The organism is Rhizobium aouanii (genome assembly GCF_037002925.1).
GTDB lineage: Bacteria > Pseudomonadota > Alphaproteobacteria > Rhizobiales > Rhizobiaceae > Rhizobium > Rhizobium aouanii.
This window is the reverse complement of sequence record NZ_JBAMYD010000012.1, coordinates 190,237-207,097: the sequence shown is the minus strand read 5'-3', so window position 1 is coordinate 207,097 and position 16,861 is coordinate 190,237. Positions and strand designations below refer to the sequence as shown.

The 16,861-nt window shown below is 61.5% G+C and carries 20 protein-coding genes; 8 read left to right on the top strand and 12 right to left on the bottom strand.

The window, feature by feature from the left end; genetic code table 11:
* Position 1 precedes the first annotated feature (1 nt).
* The 6 genes from V8P77_RS21755 to V8P77_RS21730 form a co-directional block, all read right to left on the bottom strand.
* Positions 2-181 carry a hypothetical protein gene (locus V8P77_RS21755; protein ID WP_077976039.1) on the bottom strand — a complete coding sequence of 60 codons (180 nt, stop codon included), beginning with the start codon at positions 179-181 and terminating at the stop codon, positions 2-4.
* Between the two features lie 233 nt (positions 182-414).
* The gene (locus V8P77_RS21750) at positions 415-1,257 is read right to left on the bottom strand and encodes a transglutaminase-like domain-containing protein (RefSeq protein WP_335914197.1); all 843 of its coding nucleotides are present in this window, start codon (positions 1,255-1,257) and stop codon (positions 415-417) included.
* A 28-nt stretch (positions 1,258-1,285) separates the two neighbouring features.
* Positions 1,286-1,561, bottom strand: a complete 276-nt coding sequence (locus V8P77_RS21745) for a DUF1488 family protein (protein ID WP_077976041.1) — start codon at positions 1,559-1,561, stop codon at positions 1,286-1,288.
* On the bottom strand, positions 1,552-1,881 hold the full coding sequence (locus V8P77_RS21740; RefSeq protein ID WP_335914196.1) for a hypothetical protein: 330 nt from the start codon (positions 1,879-1,881) through the stop codon (positions 1,552-1,554). Before V8P77_RS21740 ends, V8P77_RS21745 begins: the two co-directional genes overlap by 10 nt.
* Positions 1,878-2,213: a hypothetical protein gene (locus V8P77_RS21735; protein WP_335914195.1), complete on the bottom strand. Its 336-nt coding sequence runs from the start codon at positions 2,211-2,213 to the stop codon at positions 1,878-1,880. The genes V8P77_RS21740 and V8P77_RS21735 overlap by 4 nt, the downstream gene beginning before the upstream one ends.
* Positions 2,210-2,473: a hypothetical protein gene (locus V8P77_RS21730; protein WP_222054862.1), complete on the bottom strand. Its 264-nt coding sequence runs from the start codon at positions 2,471-2,473 to the stop codon at positions 2,210-2,212. The genes V8P77_RS21735 and V8P77_RS21730 overlap by 4 nt, the downstream gene beginning before the upstream one ends.
* 511 nt (positions 2,474-2,984) lie before the next feature.
* Between V8P77_RS21730 and V8P77_RS21725 the strand changes: the two genes are divergently transcribed.
* From V8P77_RS21725 to V8P77_RS21710, 4 genes are all read left to right on the top strand, one after another.
* On the top strand, positions 2,985-3,302 hold the full coding sequence (locus V8P77_RS21725) for a co-chaperone GroES (protein ID WP_168323103.1): 318 nt from the start codon (positions 2,985-2,987) through the stop codon (positions 3,300-3,302).
* A 51-nt stretch (positions 3,303-3,353) separates the two neighbouring features.
* Entirely contained in the window at positions 3,354-4,988 is a 1,635-nt protein-coding gene (gene groL, locus V8P77_RS21720; RefSeq protein ID WP_335914194.1) for a chaperonin GroEL, read from the top strand.
* 175 nt (positions 4,989-5,163) lie between these two features.
* Positions 5,164-5,556, top strand: coding sequence for a hypothetical protein (locus V8P77_RS21715; protein WP_020049215.1), 393 nt, complete (start codon positions 5,164-5,166; stop codon positions 5,554-5,556).
* Positions 5,557-5,623: 67 nt separating this feature from the next.
* The gene (locus V8P77_RS21710) at positions 5,624-5,791 is read left to right on the top strand and encodes a hypothetical protein (RefSeq protein WP_017959667.1); all 168 of its coding nucleotides are present in this window, start codon (positions 5,624-5,626) and stop codon (positions 5,789-5,791) included.
* A gap of 27 nt (positions 5,792-5,818) precedes the next feature.
* On the opposite strand, the gene V8P77_RS21705 is transcribed toward V8P77_RS21710, so the two are convergent.
* From V8P77_RS21705 to V8P77_RS21695, 3 genes are read right to left on the bottom strand one after another with little or no spacing between them, the layout of a single operon-like run.
* Positions 5,819-6,982 carry a Gfo/Idh/MocA family protein gene (locus tag V8P77_RS21705; protein ID WP_335914193.1) on the bottom strand — a complete coding sequence of 388 codons (1,164 nt, stop codon included), beginning with the start codon at positions 6,980-6,982 and terminating at the stop codon, positions 5,819-5,821.
* A 10-nt stretch (positions 6,983-6,992) separates the two neighbouring features.
* On the bottom strand, positions 6,993-7,916 hold the full coding sequence (locus tag V8P77_RS21700) for a TIM barrel protein (protein WP_335914192.1): 924 nt from the start codon (positions 7,914-7,916) through the stop codon (positions 6,993-6,995).
* Between the two features lie 44 nt (positions 7,917-7,960).
* The gene (locus tag V8P77_RS21695; protein ID WP_335914191.1) at positions 7,961-8,875 is read right to left on the bottom strand and encodes a sugar phosphate isomerase/epimerase family protein; all 915 of its coding nucleotides are present in this window, start codon (positions 8,873-8,875) and stop codon (positions 7,961-7,963) included.
* 207 nt (positions 8,876-9,082) lie between these two features.
* Between V8P77_RS21695 and V8P77_RS21690 the strand changes: the two genes are divergently transcribed.
* Positions 9,083-10,096, top strand: a complete 1,014-nt coding sequence (locus V8P77_RS21690) for a LacI family DNA-binding transcriptional regulator (protein WP_335914241.1) — start codon at positions 9,083-9,085, stop codon at positions 10,094-10,096.
* 257 nt (positions 10,097-10,353) lie between these two features.
* On the opposite strand, the gene V8P77_RS21685 is transcribed toward V8P77_RS21690, so the two are convergent.
* Both V8P77_RS21685 and V8P77_RS21680 read right to left on the bottom strand, forming a co-directional pair.
* Positions 10,354-11,259, bottom strand: coding sequence for a S1C family serine protease (locus V8P77_RS21685; RefSeq protein ID WP_335914190.1), 906 nt, complete (start codon positions 11,257-11,259; stop codon positions 10,354-10,356).
* Positions 11,260-11,414: 155 nt separating this feature from the next.
* Positions 11,415-12,359, bottom strand: coding sequence for an AraC family transcriptional regulator (locus V8P77_RS21680; protein ID WP_335914189.1), 945 nt, complete (start codon positions 12,357-12,359; stop codon positions 11,415-11,417).
* 124 nt (positions 12,360-12,483) lie between these two features.
* Between V8P77_RS21680 and V8P77_RS21675 the strand changes: the two genes are divergently transcribed.
* The 3 genes from V8P77_RS21675 (at position 12,484) to V8P77_RS21665 (ending at position 15,891) form a co-directional block, all read left to right on the top strand.
* Complete coding sequence (locus tag V8P77_RS21675; RefSeq protein ID WP_221940159.1) at positions 12,484-13,443, top strand: SDR family NAD(P)-dependent oxidoreductase; 960 nt, start codon at positions 12,484-12,486, stop codon at positions 13,441-13,443.
* 365 nt (positions 13,444-13,808) lie between these two features.
* Entirely contained in the window at positions 13,809-15,212 is a 1,404-nt protein-coding gene (locus V8P77_RS21670) for an aminotransferase-like domain-containing protein (protein WP_335914188.1), read from the top strand.
* A 310-nt stretch (positions 15,213-15,522) separates the two neighbouring features.
* A complete protein-coding gene (locus V8P77_RS21665) occupies positions 15,523-15,891 on the top strand; it encodes a DUF983 domain-containing protein (RefSeq protein ID WP_027665144.1) in 369 nt (122 codons plus the stop codon).
* Between the two features lie 3 nt (positions 15,892-15,894).
* On the opposite strand, the gene V8P77_RS21660 is transcribed toward V8P77_RS21665, so the two are convergent.
* Positions 15,895-16,788: a LysR family transcriptional regulator gene (locus V8P77_RS21660; RefSeq protein ID WP_335914187.1), complete on the bottom strand. Its 894-nt coding sequence runs from the start codon at positions 16,786-16,788 to the stop codon at positions 15,895-15,897.
* Positions 16,789-16,861 lie beyond the last annotated feature (73 nt).

The window sequence follows — 16,861 nt, the reverse complement described above, 5'->3', positions numbered from 1 at the left end:
GTCAGGAAAGCTCCGGCAGGCGGCCTTCGAGCTCGTCCTCGATAGGTACGTGAATGATCTCGTCGAAGGATGTTTCAGCGCCGAAGCCGAGCGCCTGCGCCCGGCTCGCATCGGAATTGCCCGGCGCAGCCACCAGCTTGCGGCCGGCCATTCCGGCCGCGCCTATGACAAGGATTTTCATCTGAAGCGGCCCTCCACTCGAAGACATCGACGCCGACTTCCGGGCGCGAGTCGGCCCCGAACCGGCAATGTCTCAGTTAAGACAAGGCGAGCGACGCTGTCACGTGATTTTGGGGGGAGGGCGCAGTTCGGCTCGGTGCTGCTGCGGGCGGCTGCGATGAACCGGGAACGGACAAGCAGTTCTACCTGCGGCAGCCTGAGGCTGGGCATGCCGCATCCTGCCCAGGTCTGGTTCTAACCAGCACCCTCGGCGACGCTTTGCATCTGCTGCAGGTTCGTCACCTCATAGGTCCAGACTCGAAACGCCTTCAGCACATGCGGTCCGAAGGAATTGATGAGCGGTATGTCGGCGGCGTCGCGCCCGCGTGCGACGATGATACGACCGATCCGCGGCGTATTGTTGCGCGGATCGAATGTATGCCATGCACCGTCGAGGAAAACCTCGATCCAGGCGCTGAAGTCCATCGGGTCGACGACCGGAATACCGATGTCGCCGAGATGGCCATTGATATATCGGGCAGGAATGTTGAGGCAACGGCACAGCGCCACCGCGAGATGCGCAAAGTCGCGACAGACGCCGACACGTTCGTGAAACGCCTCGAAGGCTGTCCGCGTCGATCGCGCCTGCATGTAGTCGAATTGGATGTGGCCGTGAACGAAGTCGCAGATCGCCTGAACGCGGCCCCAGCCGGGTGAGACGGTGCCGAACATATCCCATGCAATTTGACTAAGACGATCCGTCTCGCAATAGCGGCTGCCCATCAGGTAGACGAGGCAATCATCCGGCAACTCCGAAACCGGGAGTTCCCTGGCGCCTGGCAGCGACCTGTCCGGTTGGCCATCGTCTTCGATCGTCGCATCGCCCCATATGGTCAGGTCGCCCGCTGGGGCAACCAGCCGAAGACAGCGGTTGCCGAAGAGGTCGCGATAAGTCGATGTGGGAACATTGGGGGTGGTGAAGACCGTTTCCGGAATTCTGATGTCGGCGGCACGATCATCATGAACCGACAACAGGCACACCAATGCGGTCGGCTGCGGGCAGGTCAGCGTGATTTCATAGCCGTAACGGATCAACATGGAGCGTTTCTCGCGCGTCCGGATCCCGCTAGCGGAAATCCGCCGCAGTTAGAGTATAAAAGGCGCGGCGGCGGTAGGAATAGGCTTTGTGTGCCACGTCCTGAATGGAGTTGCGCAGGGCGTCGAACGCCGAAAGCCACCTCGTTTCCGAAGGCTCGGTTCTTTGCAATGTGGTGTCGGATTTCGCCAGCGCGTCAACCTCGATGAAGAACAACACCTGGAACATGCCGTCATGGCCGACGAAGCGCACCGCATTTCTCGCCGCATCGAAGCTGCGGCTTTGATTCAGAAAGGCTAGCGCCATGGTTGAACCGGCGGGGTCTGACGAGCGCTCCGGGCGGCATCCGACAGCCTGAGCCATTCCTTCCGGTATCCTATGTTGAGAAGATTGAAGGACATCATGTCTTTCCCGGCCTCCGGACGGCTCTTGCCGGTCACGGCATGCTCGGAGTGCATTGGAACGCCTGCTGAGACACGATAGACGGTCCACGAACGGGCGGATTCGATCCGGCGGTCGTGTTCGATCTCCATGGAGTAGCGGCCGGGCGCGCCACATTTATTTTCCCATGTGCCGACGGCAAAGGCATTCCGTCTTCGTTCGGCTTCGTCTTCATGGCTGTTCACGATGTCAACCTTTCGTCATTCGGGCCGTGGCCATGGCCAAACGTCCTCTCGATCAGTGTTGCGCCGCTGCCGGCGGGCGATAGGTTTACCAGCTCCAGGCTGTCTTCCGTCGCGACCCGCTCATGACGCTCATCGTCACTGCGGATGCGGTATTGCAGCACATTTCCTCTCAGAGGCAGCGTGGCGGTAATGCGGTATGTGTCGGGGAGCTTGGAGGGAACGACCAGGAACCCGTCCTTCACCCGGACAGTCTGTCCCACCTTGAAGATATGTGTTGCTGCCTCGCGCCGGATCGAGCGTCCATTGCGTTGCGAGATGCGCGTAGCGGTCATGACGGTTTGTGGTCCTTTTCGAGCGCGGTTTCGAGATCTGACAGGTGGATAGGCATCATCTGCTGCGTCGAACTCTGCGCGGCGATCGCCGGCAGGTGGATGAAGGCACCGACCCTTAGCCAGGCAAGCCTGGAAACGCTATCGATCGATTCCTCGTCATAATCGACGCGGTATTCTCCGGCTGGCTGCACCCCGTCGAAACCGGGCAGGCGGAATGGGGATGAAAAGCGGACGACGGTTTGTGTGGTGCGACTTGTCACGGCTGAGGCCTCCGCAGGAAGACACCGATGCGTTTCCTGTATCGTTGAGATCCCACCCGGACGAACTCGAGGCCGCCGGTACATCCGCGGTCAGCGCCAAGCTCATTCCGGATCGGAATAGGCGAAATCAACGCCGGAACGACGTCATAGATTGCTATCGAAAATTCAGTGGTGATGGCGGGTCGTAGGTCTCTGACACCGCGAAGCCAAGTCGGCCAAATCGACGAGGCCCATCATTGCGCCTCGATTGAGTTTAAATCAAGATAAATTCGGATTTATCTATGAAAAACGCCAAATTAACTCGACGACCGGTTAAATAAAATCGAACGTGATGGCGTAAAAATTCTATTCATTTGCTGATTATTACAAAATATTCGCTCAAATTGATTTCCTGAATTTTTAAAGAAATTCCCTGCGTGAACAATATTTCTTGGCACTCCTATCAATCGAGTGCCACGGGTGCTATTTATGAGTTGCAGCCGCCCTACGCGCCGGCAGCAGAAAGACCTCTATGAAATTCCGTTCACTTCACGACCGCGTCGTCATTCGGCGTGCGGAAGGCGATGTCAAATCCAAGGGCGGGATCATCATTCCAGACACCGCCAAGGAGAAGCCGCAGCAAGGCGAAGTGGTCGCAGTCGGCCCGGGCCTGCGCGACAAAGGCGGTAATCTCGTCCCGCTCGATGTCGAGGTCGGCGATCTCATTCTGTTTGGAAAATGGTCGGGGACCGAGGTCACGATCGATAGCGAAACCCTTCTGATCATGAAGGAGACCGACATCATGGGCATCGTCGAAAAGACCGAAGCGGCTGCCGGCAAAGCCGCCTGAGGGTCGAAAATTTGTGACCCGCAACTCAAGACCGAACTGGGAAGAAATATCATGTCTGCCAAGGAAATCAGGTTCTCCACCGACGCGCGCGACCGCCTGCTGCGCGGCGTCGAATTGCTCAACAATGCCGTCAAGGTGACGCTTGGCCCGAAAGGTCGCAACGTCGTCATCGACAAGGCCTATGGTGCACCGCGCATTACCAAGGACGGCGTCAGCGTCGCCAAGGAGATCGAGCTCGAAGACAAGTTCGAGAACATGGGCGCGCAAATGGTGCGCGAGGTGGCTTCGAAGACCAATGATCTTGCCGGCGACGGCACGACGACGGCAACGGTGCTCGCCGCCTCCATCTTCCGCGAAGGCGCAAAGCTCGTCGCCGCCGGCATGAACCCCATGGATCTGAGGCGCGGCATCGATCTCGGCGTTATCGCCGTCGTCAAGGAAATCCAGGCGCGGGCTGTGAAGGTCAAATCGTCAGGCGAGATCGCACAGGTCGGCACCATTGCCGCCAATGGCGACGCCACTATCGGCGAGATGATCGCCAGGGCGATGGACAAGGTCGGCAATGAGGGCGTCATAACCGTCGAAGAGGCGCGAACCGCCGAGACCGAACTCGATGTCGTCGAGGGCATGCAGTTCGATCGTGGCTATCTCTCGCCCTATTTCGTCACCAATGCCGAGAAGATGCGCGTTGAACTGGAGGAGCCCTATATCCTCGTTCACGAGAAGAAACTCGGCAGCCTGCAGGCGATGCTGCCGATCCTGGAAGCCGTCGTACAGACCGGTAAACCGCTGCTCCTCATCTCGGAGGACGTCGAAGGCGAGGCGCTGGCGACGCTTGTCGTCAACAAGCTGCGTGGCGGCCTGAAGGTCGCAGCCGTCAAGGCGCCGGGCTTTGGTGATCGCCGCAAGGCCATGCTGGAAGACATTGCCGTGCTGACCGCTGGCCAGATGATTTCCGAGGATCTCGGCATCAAGCTCGAGAACGTCACGCTCGATATGCTCGGCCACGCCAAGCGCGTGCTGATCGACAAGGAAAGCACCACGATCATCGACGGCTCCGGCGAGAAAGCGGCCATCCAGGCGCGCATCCAGCAGATCAAGGCGCAGATCGAAGACACCACTTCCGACTACGACAAGGAAAAACTGCAGGAACGCCTGGCGAAACTCGCCGGCGGCGTCGCGGTCATCCGCGTCGGCGGCGCGACCGAGACGGAGGTCAAGGAAAAGAAGGATCGCATCGACGATGCGCTGAACGCCACCCGTGCGGCGGTCGAAGAGGGCATCGTGCCCGGCGGCGGCGTGGCACTGTTGCGCGCGAAGTCGGCGCTGACGGGACTGACGGGGGAGAACGCCGATGTGACGGCGGGCATCTCGATCGTGCTCAGGGCGCTCGAAGCCCCGATCCGGCAGATCGCCGACAATGCCGGGTTCGAGGGCTCCATTGTCGTCGGAAAACTCGCCGGCAGCAATGATCATAATCAGGGCTTCGACGCACAGACGGAGACCTATGTCGATATGATCGAGGCCGGCATCGTCGATCCTGCCAAGGTCGTGCGCACTGCTCTGCAGGACGCCGGCTCGATCGCGGCGCTGCTGATCACCGCCGAGGTGATGATCGCCGACATTCCCGCAAAAAATTCTGCGCCTGCGGCCGGAAATGGCGGCATGGGCGCTATGGGATACTAGAGCATGATGCCGAAAAGTGTCAGCGGTTTTCGGACGACATCATGCTCTAACTATTTAATGTAGAACAGGATTCAGATTTTAGACCCGGCCTAAAATCATCCTGTTCTAAGGCCAGCTTGAACCGGTCCGGCGTCGCCGGACGGCACAATCCGAACAACAGAGAGGGAGAATTCCAATGTCCGTGCAGAGCAGCAGCAAGACATCGATTACCCAGCGTTTCGACAGTTACCAGCCATCCAAGACGCTTCTCGCCTGGGCATGCGTCGTCACGGCGATCGCCACGATGATCATCGGCTTCAGCTGGGGAGGTTGGGTAACCGGCGGCACATCAAGCAAAGCGGCAGCCGCCGCCGGCGAGACCGCGCGCGGAGAACTGGCGTCGGCCATTTGCGTCGAGCGATTCAAGGCGGCGCCGGATGCGAGCGCTAAACTGATCGAGTTCAAGGCGATTACCGAAGGCTACAAGCAGCGTCAGTTCGTTGAAGCCGGCGGTTGGGCGACCATGCCTGGGCAGACTTCAGCCGATAGCCGAAGTGTTCAAGGCTGCGCCACGGCGCTTGCCGTCTGACACCGTTTTACCAGAGCGCTCCGATATATGTGCGGAGCGCTCCCACTGTTGAAGCAGGAAATGACCTATGATCCGTTTCGTGAAAAAGAACGACCCGCAGCCAGCCGCAGAAGACGCCGGCGAAAGCGTCAAGAAAATCCGCGAGGCAGCCGCCGAGGGGCCTAAGAAAGCCGCCAACGACAGCACGCGTCGCCGCGCGCCGCAGGCGGCGGAAGACGACGACCCGCTTATCTGAGCAAAGCACCGCACCGCGGTTGACGACCTAGCGATAGTCCAGCCAGATCCCGCCGGCGTCGGCGGACCGTACGCAGTTTTCCACCCAGCGCACCCCTTCCAGTCCGGCATCAACATCGGGAAAGACCAGCTCTTCGATCCCCGCAGGGGCGAGGCCGCGCTCATTGTTGATGGCGAAGCCGAAGCGGCGATAGAGGTTCGCCCAGGCTTCGAAGAGACCTTCCGGGTGACCGCCGCCGATCCGGTCGTCGATCCTGGCCTCGGGATAGAGATAGTCCATGCCGCGCTCGAGAATGCGGGCAGGTTCGCCCTGGATCTCGTAGGAGAGCTGGTTCGGCCGCTCGTCCCACCATTCGATGCTGGCCTTCGAGCCGACGATGCGGATCTTCTGGCCGTGCATGGAGCCGGCATTGACGGCGCTCGACCAGATGGTGGCGATCGCGCCATTATCATATTCCATCAGGGTCACCGCATTGTCTTCGAGCGGCGCGCGGCTTTTGACGAAGCTCTGGCGGGTGCAGAGCAGCCGCCTGATCTTCAGGTGCGGCAGGATGACCTTGGCGATATAAAGCGGGTGGGTCCCGACGTCGCCGAGCACATAGCTGGGACCTGCGAATTTCGGATCGACGCGCCAGCGCGTCGCGGGGTTCTGCTCCTCCACCGCAGCACTATGGAAGCCATGGGCGAATTGCAGGTTGACGATGCGGATCTCGCCGAGATCGCCATTCCCGACCATCGCGCGCGCCTGCTCGATCATCTGATGGCCGGCATAGCCATAGGTCACGCCGACGATCCGGCCGCGCGCCTGGGAAACCGCCTTCAGCTCCTCGGCTTCGGCGGTCGTAAAGCAGAGCGGCTTTTCGCAGATCACATGCAGATCATGTTCGAGTGCTGCCTTGCAGATCGCAAAATGGGTGTTGTTGGGTGTCGCGATCGACACGGCCTCGATGCCGTCGGCCCGACCGGCCTCAGTCGCAAACATCGTTGCATAGTCCCGGTAGCTCCTGGCTTCGTCGAGCCCGAGATCGAGGCCGAAGGCGCGGCCGCGTTCAGGATCGATATCGAAGGCGCCTGCCGCAAGGGCAAAGACGTCGTCGCGATGCGCTGCCGAGCGATGAATATAGCCGATCTGGCTGCCTCTGCCGCCGCCGACCATGCCCCAGCGGATCGGCTTTTTCCTGTCATTCGTCATGGTTTTATCCTTAAAATCCGACCGACCTGAGGTAATCGCGGCTTTGCTTCACATCTTCGAGGCTGCCGGCGACATTCCTCGGATCGCGCTCCTGCTCGACGGTGATGAAACCGTGATAGCCGATCTCCTCGAGCGTCCGTTTGACGGCGGGGTAATCGATGACGCCGCGGCCGATCGGGCACATGACACCCTGTCCGCAGGCATCGAAGAAGCGGATCTTTTCGCCAAGCACACGGTCGAAGACGGTCTGGTCGATATCCTTGAAGTGGACGTAGTCCAGCCTGTCGGCATAGCGGCGAAGCATCTCCACGGGATCCATGCCGGCATAATAGCTATGGCCGGTGTCGAGGCAGAAGCCGGCGATCTCCTTCGGAATGTCACCTGCCACCCGCTCGACCTCATCGGCGAATTCGATATAGCCGCCCGCATGCGGGTGGATGACGGCGCGCACGCCGTATTTACGCGCCGCGAGTTCGGCGATCGCCGTGATGTTCGCGACCATCCCGGTCCAGACCTTGTCGTCGAGACGCGGCGCACGATCCGAATGGCCGGCGGCATAGTCCCGCTCGTCGTGCCCCCAGTCCATGACCGTGAGATAGGGGGTCCTGAACCGCTGGCCTGCCACCTGTTCCGGCTGCGGCAGCCTGGTGATGACGGCGCAGATTTCCTCCGTCTGCCGCAGCAATGTCTCCCGATTTTCAGGCGAGACGAGATCGTCGAAGATCGTGCCGGCGACGATGAAGAGATTGCGTTCGGCAAGCGCCTTTGCAACGAGCGCATCATCGAGCGGCACGTAGCCGTACGGCCCGAGTTCGAGGCCGCCATAGCCGGCCGCCGCCGCCTCGTCGAAGACGCGCTCCCAGGCGGGAAGATTTGGATTGTTGACGTCATCAACGCCCCAGCAGCAGGGGGCTGTCGTAATCGTGATGGTCACGGTTTTATTCCTGAAAAGTGGTGGCGCCGGGCGGATGTTGACGATCAGCCAAGTTTCCCGGGCCAGTATTTGTCGACATATTTCTGGATTTCGGAGCGCATGAAGCGGCCGGAATCATCGGCACGCTCCTCCCAGCCGAAGACGCAGGCGGTGATGATGCCGTCGAACCCGACCGCCGCGAGCGAGGAGAAGAACACATCCCAATTGATCTCGCCCTGATACATATCCATGTGCTGATGGATGGTGACCTTCGCGCCCGGCGGATTGATGATATAGCGCAGCCCGGATGACGCCTTGTGATTATAGGTATCGGCGACATGCACATGGGCGATCAGCGGGCCGGCATCGCGGATCATCCGCGCCATGTCGTCACCGAAATAGAAGGTATGCGGCGCGCAGTAGAGGAACCTAACGTTCTTCGAGCCGATGGTCTTCAGCATGTCGATCGCCGGATGCAGCGTCTCGCACCAGTCTTCCGGATGCGGTTCCATGTTGAGCGTGACGCCCTCGCGCTCGAACACCGGAACGAGCTCTTCCATCGAGCGCCACCAGGCAGCCTCGCTGTGCTCGTGGGTATGCATGCCGCCGCAGCAGCTGGCGCGGTGGCTGCGATCCGGCGACGGTCCACGGCCGAATTCCGAATTCATGGTATCGCAGCCCATCTCGGCCGAAATCGCGATCGCTTCCTTCCAGTAGCGCACCGCTGCCTGTCGCTCGTCCTCATGCGGGCTCGCCCAGCGGTACATCGGCAGGATCGAAGCGAGCTGCACGCCGTGATCCTTCAGAGCCGACTTGAACTCCGCAATGCGTTCCTTGTGTGCCCGCGGGCGCACCCACCAGGGCAGAAAATCGTCGCGCGGTGAAAGCTCGATATGCTCATAGCCGAGTTCCGCCGCCTTGCGGCAGAGGTCGCGCAGGTTGAGGTGACGGTGCATATGCGGGTCGAGTGCGATCTTCATCTGGTTCCTCCGTCATCCCTCGGCCGCATCGGACCGGCGGGTGATCCTTGATCTCGTTTGTTTCGGACGTCCGGTGCTCCTCCCGGATTGCCAGCACGATACTGCTGCAGTGCCCCCATGCTCCAATGCTTCCTTGATCAAATTTGATCATTGACCGCGCAGCAGGCCGATGCTCTGCTGTGTCAGCTTTGGGAGTGAGTGAGCTTGATGAAGGTGACTCTGAAGGATGTCGCGATGCAGGCCGGCGTTGGCACCGCGACCGTCGAGCGCGTCCTCAACAGTCGCGGCGGCGTGCGGCCGGAGACGGTGGAGAAAGTCTTCCTGGCGGCAAGACGGCTTGAATACCGGCAGAGCCTGCCGGTCGCCCATCGCGGCCTGATCCGGATAGAGGTGATCCTCGTTCGTCCGGAAACCAGCTTCTATTCGCGTCTGAACCGGGCGTTCGAGCGCATCGCCGCCTCGCTCGACGACAGCATTGTCGTTCACCGCACCTTCGTCCGCGAGGATGAGCCGGCGCAATTCGCCCGCTACATCGCCAACCCGACGGCACGCCGGTCGGCGCTGATCGTGGTTGCGCCCGACCATGCCGATGTCGTCACCAGCGTGCGCAAGGCGGCCGATCTCGGCATTCCCGTCATCCAGATCATGACCCGTCCGGCCCCCGAACTGCCCTATGTCGGCATCGACAACTATGCTGCCGGACGCACCGCGGCTCACTACATGTCGGGCATGCTGGCGCAGCGCCCCGGTTCGTTCGTCGCTCTCTGCCACAGCGGCGCCTATGAGAATCATAAGGAGCGGATCCGCGGCTTCTCCAGCTATCTCTCGGACAATGCTTCGAATGAGGGTTCAAACGAACATCGTTTCATTGAGGTCATGTTCGACCTCGATGACGAGCACAATGCCATCGAACTGCTGCACGCGGCCCTCCGGCGCGAACCCGGCATCATCGGCGTCTATAGTGCAGGCGGCGACAACAAGGGAGTTGCCAGGGTGCTCGAGGCAAACAAGGCGAGGCGGCCGTTCTGGGTCGGCCACGAATTGACGGGTGAGACGCAGGACTACCTCAGTCGTGGCATCATGTCGATCGTGCTCGACCAGGCGCCGGAGGTGCAGGCGAGGCGATCGATAGATCTTGCCCTGAACAGGCTGGGTCTCATCGAGGTGGAGGTCAGCGCCGAACCGGTGCGCTTCCTGACGATCACACCGGAAAATCTCTGAGGCGGGATAAGGAGGCCTGGACAATCCGCACGATTGTTCGGTTTGCGCATGTGACTGCCCCTCACCCTAACCCTCTCCCCGTTTTGACGGGGAGAGGGGACGTGCCAAACGAGACGTGGGTGGGAACGGAGAGGGCGCGGCATACCCCCTTCGCCCCGCCGGCGGGGAGAAGGTGCCGGCAGGCGGATGAGGGGCTGGTTTCGGCAATCTCCAGGGCGAGGTGTGTCTCAAACGCCGCGTGGAGAATTGGCGCAACCTTACTGCAACTGCGGTTTCTTAAGAAAGCTGTTGCGGTCTGCGGATTTGACGCGCAGCCAGGCTTCCCGGCCGTTCCTGAGGATCCGTATGGGGATCTCGGCGCCGGCCGGGCCGCTGCTCCAGAGCTTGCGATAGAAATCGGCCAGGCCATCGACCTCTTCGTCGCGGATCTCCGAAATGATATCGCCTTGACGCAGGCCCGCCTGGGCGGCCGGGCCGTCTTCGGCCACGCTCATGACCACCACGCCGCCATTGCTCTCGGCGGAGAAGGCGCCGAGCCAGGGCCGCGGCGGCTTGTTGACCTGGCCGCGGTTCAAGAGATCGTCGAGGATCGGCGGCAAAAGGTCGATCGGCACGACCATATTGATATCGGCAACCTCGTCGCCATGGCTCATTTGCAGGCGAAGCGAACCGATGCCAAGAAGCCTGCCGTCCGAACCGATCAGGGCCGCGCCGCCCCATGAGGGATGGGCTGGTGCTGTGAAAATCGCCTCGTCGAGCAGATATTCCCAATAGCCGGCAAATTCCTGCCGGGCGACGATATTTGCCTCGACGAATTCTCCGATGCCATCGGCCAGCACGACGGGATCGCCGGGCTTGGCCGTGGCCGCGTCGCCGAGATCCACCGCCGGCGCATTCAGGGCCCCAAGCGCCTGGACCAGGCCGAAGCCGCTTTCCTGATCATAAGCAAGCGCATGCGCGGGAACCACGCGCCCGTCATGGGTCGTCAGCCAGACCTCTTCGGCCTCGGTGATGAGATAACCGATGGTCAGCACCAGCCCGTTGTCGCGAATGACCACGCCGCTGCCTTCCCGGACAGTGCCCAGCGTCTCCGCCGTGAAGGCATCTTCCGGAATAGAGGAACGGACGGCCACGACTGACCGTAAAATCGGATCGATATTCATACTTTCATCCCGATAGACGCCGGCGCGAAAGGCCGAAAGCCGGCGCATTCTTCCTTGAATAGGTAAGAGAATGGACGGCGGGTGCAAGACCGTATCGGACGGAATTTTGGCAGGTCAACGGCGACCTCCCTCCGATGCCTGCACCAATCAAGGTTTCACTGAGCGCCGAGACTATCTCGCATAGCAGCGGCGGGCGGCTGAGCGCGACCATATTGCCGCGGCGAGCATCCCATCACTCTCTTGAAAGCGGTGCTGAATGCGCTTTCGGATTCATAACCGAGCGACAGGGCGACACCGGCAATTGCTTCGTCCGAATTTGTCAATCGGTCACCTCCGAGAAGCATGCGCCAGCGCGTCAGATAATCCATCGGCGCAAGCCCGACCTTTTCCTTGAAGTGGAGAGCAAAACTGGACCGGGACATCGAGGCCCGTTCAGCCAGCGACTGCAATGTCCACTTGCGGGCTGGATCGGCATGCAGGGCACCGATAGCCGCGCCGATCCGTCGGTCGGTAAGCGCGAAAAGCCAGCCGACGCCGCGCGCATTCGGCGATGCGATATGGAGGCGCAACACCTGCATGAGCATGACATGAGCAAAATGCTCCGCCATCAGAAAGCCACCCGGCTGCTGGTCGCGCAATTCGCGCGTCATCCGATCGAGGCACCAGCGCAGCACGGTGGCGTGATCGGAATCCTTCTTCACATGGACGATCGGTGGCAGGATTCCGAGAAGGATGTCCGAATTTCCTCCTGAAAAGGAAAAACGGCTGCCGATCAGGAAGAAATCGCCACCGCCATTGCAAGTCGCAATGCCGTCGCGGGCGATCGAATAGATCGCATCGGACGGGATCGCTTCGAGCCCCGGATCGCTGGCGAGACGAAAGGCTCGGCGGCTCGTCAGCAGAAAGCAGTCGCTTTCCTCCAGGCGGACAGCTTCGGCAACGCCATCGACGCTCAGCCAGCAGGCGCCTGAAATCACCGCGTTGAACTTGATGCCATCAGGGGGCGGAAAATCGATCGCCCAAGCGCCGCCAGCGTCAAGCCCCGCGGAAACATAGCTGCGCGGTTTGAGCAATGCGAGAACATCGGATAAAGGGTCCATATAAAAATCCGGACGATGGCGAAGAGATGTCGGACTCTACCGCATGGATCGTCTGGAGACCACGCCTTATTCTCGCGACCGTAATCCCGAGCGACGGCAACGTCGCAGAACAAAGGCAATTATCATGAGTGACAAACAAGTCCCCATCGGCTCCGGATTTGGAGCCCACACGACGGCCGGCGAGGTTCTGGCCGGTCTCGATCTTTCCGGCAAGCGCGCCATCGTCACCGGCGGCCATTCCGGCCTCGGGCTCGAGACCACGCGCGCTCTGGCGGGCGCCGGCGCCAAGGTGACCATCGGCGCAAGGAACATCGAGGCGGCGCGCAGCGCGGTCGCCGGTATCGATGGCGTAGAGATTGATCGGCTCGACCTTTCCGACCTCGAAAGCGTTCGCGTCTTTGCCGAGCGGTTCGTCGCGTCTGGCCGCAGCATCGACATCCTGATCAACAGCGCCGGCATCATGGCCTGCCCGGAAACGCGTGTCGGCGACGGATGGGAGGCACAGTTCGCGACCAATCATCTCGGCCATTTCGCCTTGGTCAACCGCCTTTGGCCGGCGATCTCGCCCGGCGCTCGCATCGTTTCGGTTTCCTCCGGTGGCCATCACAACTCGGCCATACGATGGGAGGATGTGCAATTCGAGACCGGTTACGACAAATGGCGGGCCTACGGACAGTCGAAGACTGCCAACGCACTTTTCGCCGTGCATCTGGACAGGCTCGGGCGCGACACCGGCATCCGCGCCTTCTCCCTGCACCCCGGCAAGATCTTTACCCCCTTGCAGCGCCATCTCGCAAAGGAGGAAATGGTCAGTGCCGGCTGGATCGATGCGGACGGCAACCCGATTGATCCGACATTCAAGACGCCATCCCAGGGGGCCGCCACGCTGGTTTGGGCGGCGACCTCGCCGCAACTCGACGGTATGGGAGGCCTCTATTGCGAGGACTGCGATATCGCCATCCGCGCAACGGCTGGAGAACCCGGCGGCGTCAGCGACCATGCAGCCGATCCCGAGGAGGCAGCACGCCTGTGGATCTTGTCGGCAAGGCTGACCGGCATTGACGCTTTCGCGGCCTACGCCTGAAGCCATAGCGCGCGGCAAACCCTCGTCAAGGCGCGCTGAAGACGCCGCCGATTGTCTTGCCGTCCTCGCGCCTCACCCGGGCCTTCTCGGGTGAAAGCCCGATCGGCAAGCCGAGCAGATCGTCAGCATGTCATTGGCGCAAACGCCGCCGAAATCGGCCTGCGACAGCGCGGTCGCCGTGCCAGATTGTATTTGCGCAAACAGCAGTCAAATCGCGACAATCCGTCTTTAGGGCATGCGCAAAGCTGCGCCATTCCGTCCTGCGTCGTTCTCCGGACTTGGCGCGCGACATTTTTCGTGACAGCGGCATTGTGCAACAATATACGGTCAATCTCATCAGGAATCAGACCGACACGGAACGCGACATGAAAGACTGGCATCCCGATCTCAGCCGCAGCAGCAGCCCGCGTTATATGGCGATCGCCGATGTGATCGAAATGGATCTGCGCAGCGGGCATCTGGTGGTTGGGGACCGGCTGCCGCCGCAACGCGAACTCGCCAAGCGGCTGAACGTCGATTTCACGACAGTGGCGAGAGGTTATGTCGAGGCGCAGAAGCGCGGGCTTGTGGATTCGCATGTCGGCCGAGGCACCTTCGTTACCGGTGGCGCCGACAAGGAGCGCCAGGGATTCGCGCTCGACGCCGCGCCCGATCCCCGCCGCGCCTCCATTGTCGATTTCTCGATGAACATGCCGCCGGAACCGGATGATCCCGAACTGATCGCCCGCATGCGCGAGGGCATGTCGGCGGTGACGGCGAACCTCATTCCGCTTCTGCGCTACCAGGGCTTCGGCGGCTCCAGCATGGACAAGGAGGCTGCTGCCTCCTGGCTCAGCCGTCGCGGGTTGGTGCCCTCGCAGGAGCGCATCTTCGTCACACCCGGCGCCCATCCGGCCCTGCTGGCGATCTTCGGCCTGCTGGCAAAACCGGGCGAGACCGTGCTTTCGGAAATCATCACCTATCCCGGTATGCGCTCGATCGCCGCCCAGCTGCGGCTCAATCTGGCCGGTCTGCCGATGGACGGGGACGGTATCCTGCCGGACGCCTTTGCCGAGGCCTGCGAGAGATTGAAGCCGAAGGCGCTCTATCTCAATCCGACGCTGCAGAACCCGACGACGCTGACCATTCCGGCCAGGCGCCGCGAGGAGATCTGCGCGGTTGCCCGCAAATATCACGTGCCGATCGTCGAGGACGATGCCTATGGTTTCATTCCGCAGCACGGCCCGGCGCCGCTCGCCGCAACAGCGCCCGATCTGACCTGGCATATCGGCGGACTGGCGAAATGCATCGGCGCGGGTCTGCGACTTGCCTATGTCGTGGCGCCTGACAGTAAGGCCGTGTGGCCCTTCGTCAGCGCCATGCGCGCCAACAATGTCATGGCCTCGCCGTTGACCGTGGCGCTCGCCACCCGCTGGATCGAAGACGGCACCGCCGATACGATCCTGCGTTTCATCCGTGCCGAAGCCGCCGCCCGCCAGCAAATGGTCGCCGCCATCCTGCCGGCCGGCAGCTACCGCGCCGATCCGATTAGTTTCAACATCTGGCTGCCGCTCTCCAACGGCTGGACCCGCTCTACCTTCGGCAGCCATACCCGTTCCTCCGGCATCGGCGTCGTCGCAAGCGATGCCTTCACGGTCGAGGGCACGGCACCCGAGGCCGTGCGTGTCTGCCTTGGCGGACCGATCACCCGGGAGAAACTGCAGGGCGCACTGGAATTCATGGCTCACGCGCTGGACGGCCCGCCGGAAATGGCGGCGTCGTTCTTCTGACGCAGAACCCCGCCTCGGGCTGATCAGGCACGAGCGGTTGAGATCAGATCGGTCGCGCCCAGATCTATCCGGGCATGGGCGAAGCGTAACCGTCACGTTCACGGCTGATCCGCCCTGGCTGCCAGGCGTGGCTGCGCCCCAAATGCTGCTTGATAAATCTGCAGTCAACTTGCTGCCGGCATGCGCTGGGGAGCTCTGCGGCATTCTGGCGAATTGACTGGCAATTTCCATCTAATGTAATTATATTGCATGCAGTCATTTTAGGTATTGATCGTATCGATATCTGCGAAGCAAAGAAAGCGAGATCGTCATGGACACGGAATATCCCCCACTTCCTCCGATGCAGACCGGCATCAAGGGACGCTGCCCGCGCTGCGGCCAGGGCCATATGTTCAAGGGCTTCCTGACGTTGCAGCCGGAATGCGAGGTCTGCGGTCTCGATTATTCCTTCGCCGATCCGGCCGACGGTCCGGCCTTCTTCGTCATCTGCTTCGCCTGCATCCCGAGCGTGCTGCTCGGCGTCTGGCTGGAGGTGGCCTTTTCAGCGCCGATCTGGGTGCAGCTTCTAGTCACCGGTCCCTTCATGCTCGCCACCTGCATTCCGCCGCTCCGGCCGCTGAAGGGCTGGCTGGTCGCCAGCCAGTATTTCTACAAGGCGGAAGAGGGCAAGCTTGCCTGACGCCTATTTCAGCGTCGCGCGCAGGCGCGGCGTCGCGAAATCGAGCAGCGCCCGCAGCTTCAGGGGTACCAGGCCTTGCGCGGGATAGACGAGATGCACCGGCGCCGGCGGTGGTTCGAAATCGGCAAGCAGCGGCACCAACAGCCCGGCCATCTCGGCGCGCGCGGCCTGGTAGGAGAGCACGCGGGTGATGCCGAGGCCGGCGACAGCCGCATCGACCGCGGCCTCGGCGGTGTTGACGGCCAGCCGTGAGCGGATCGGCACGGCGTGATCATGTTTCCCCTCGGTGAATGTCCAGCTCAGCATCGAGGCCATACCCTCGAAGGTGACGCAGTCATGCCCGGCGAGATCGCCTGGGTGCCGGGGCGGGGCGTGCCGTGTCAGATAATCCGGGCTGGCATAGACCGCGCGGCGGATCGCGCCGAGCCTTGTGGCGATCAGGTTGCTGTCCGGCAGGTTGCCGATCCTCAGCGCCACGTCGATATGATCCTCGACGAGGTTCGACAGCCGGTCGCCAAGCATCAGCCGCAGATTGATATCGGGATAGGCTTTCAGGAAATCCACCACGACAGGCAGGACATGCAGCCGACCGAAGACGATCGGCGCGGTCATCGTTAACTCCCCCTTCGGGGCGCTGTATTCGCCGGCGGCCGTCCGTTCCGCCTCTTCCACCCGATCGAGAATTTCCCGTGCCGCCTCGACATAGGAGCGGCCGGCTTCCGTCAGCGTGATCTTCCGGTTGCTCCGCTGCAGCAGCTGGGCGTTGAGATGGGCTTCCAGTTCCGAAACCTTGCGGCTGACGGTTGCGAGCGGGGATCGCAGATGCCGTGAGGCGGCCGACAGGCTGCCCTGTTCGACAACGGCAAGAAGCACGGTCATGGCGTCGAGGCGGTCCATTCTATCCTTCCATGAATTGGTAAGATGCCTTCCAGATTAGCATTCTACTGCAGCCAGATGGAAGGCAGTAAAT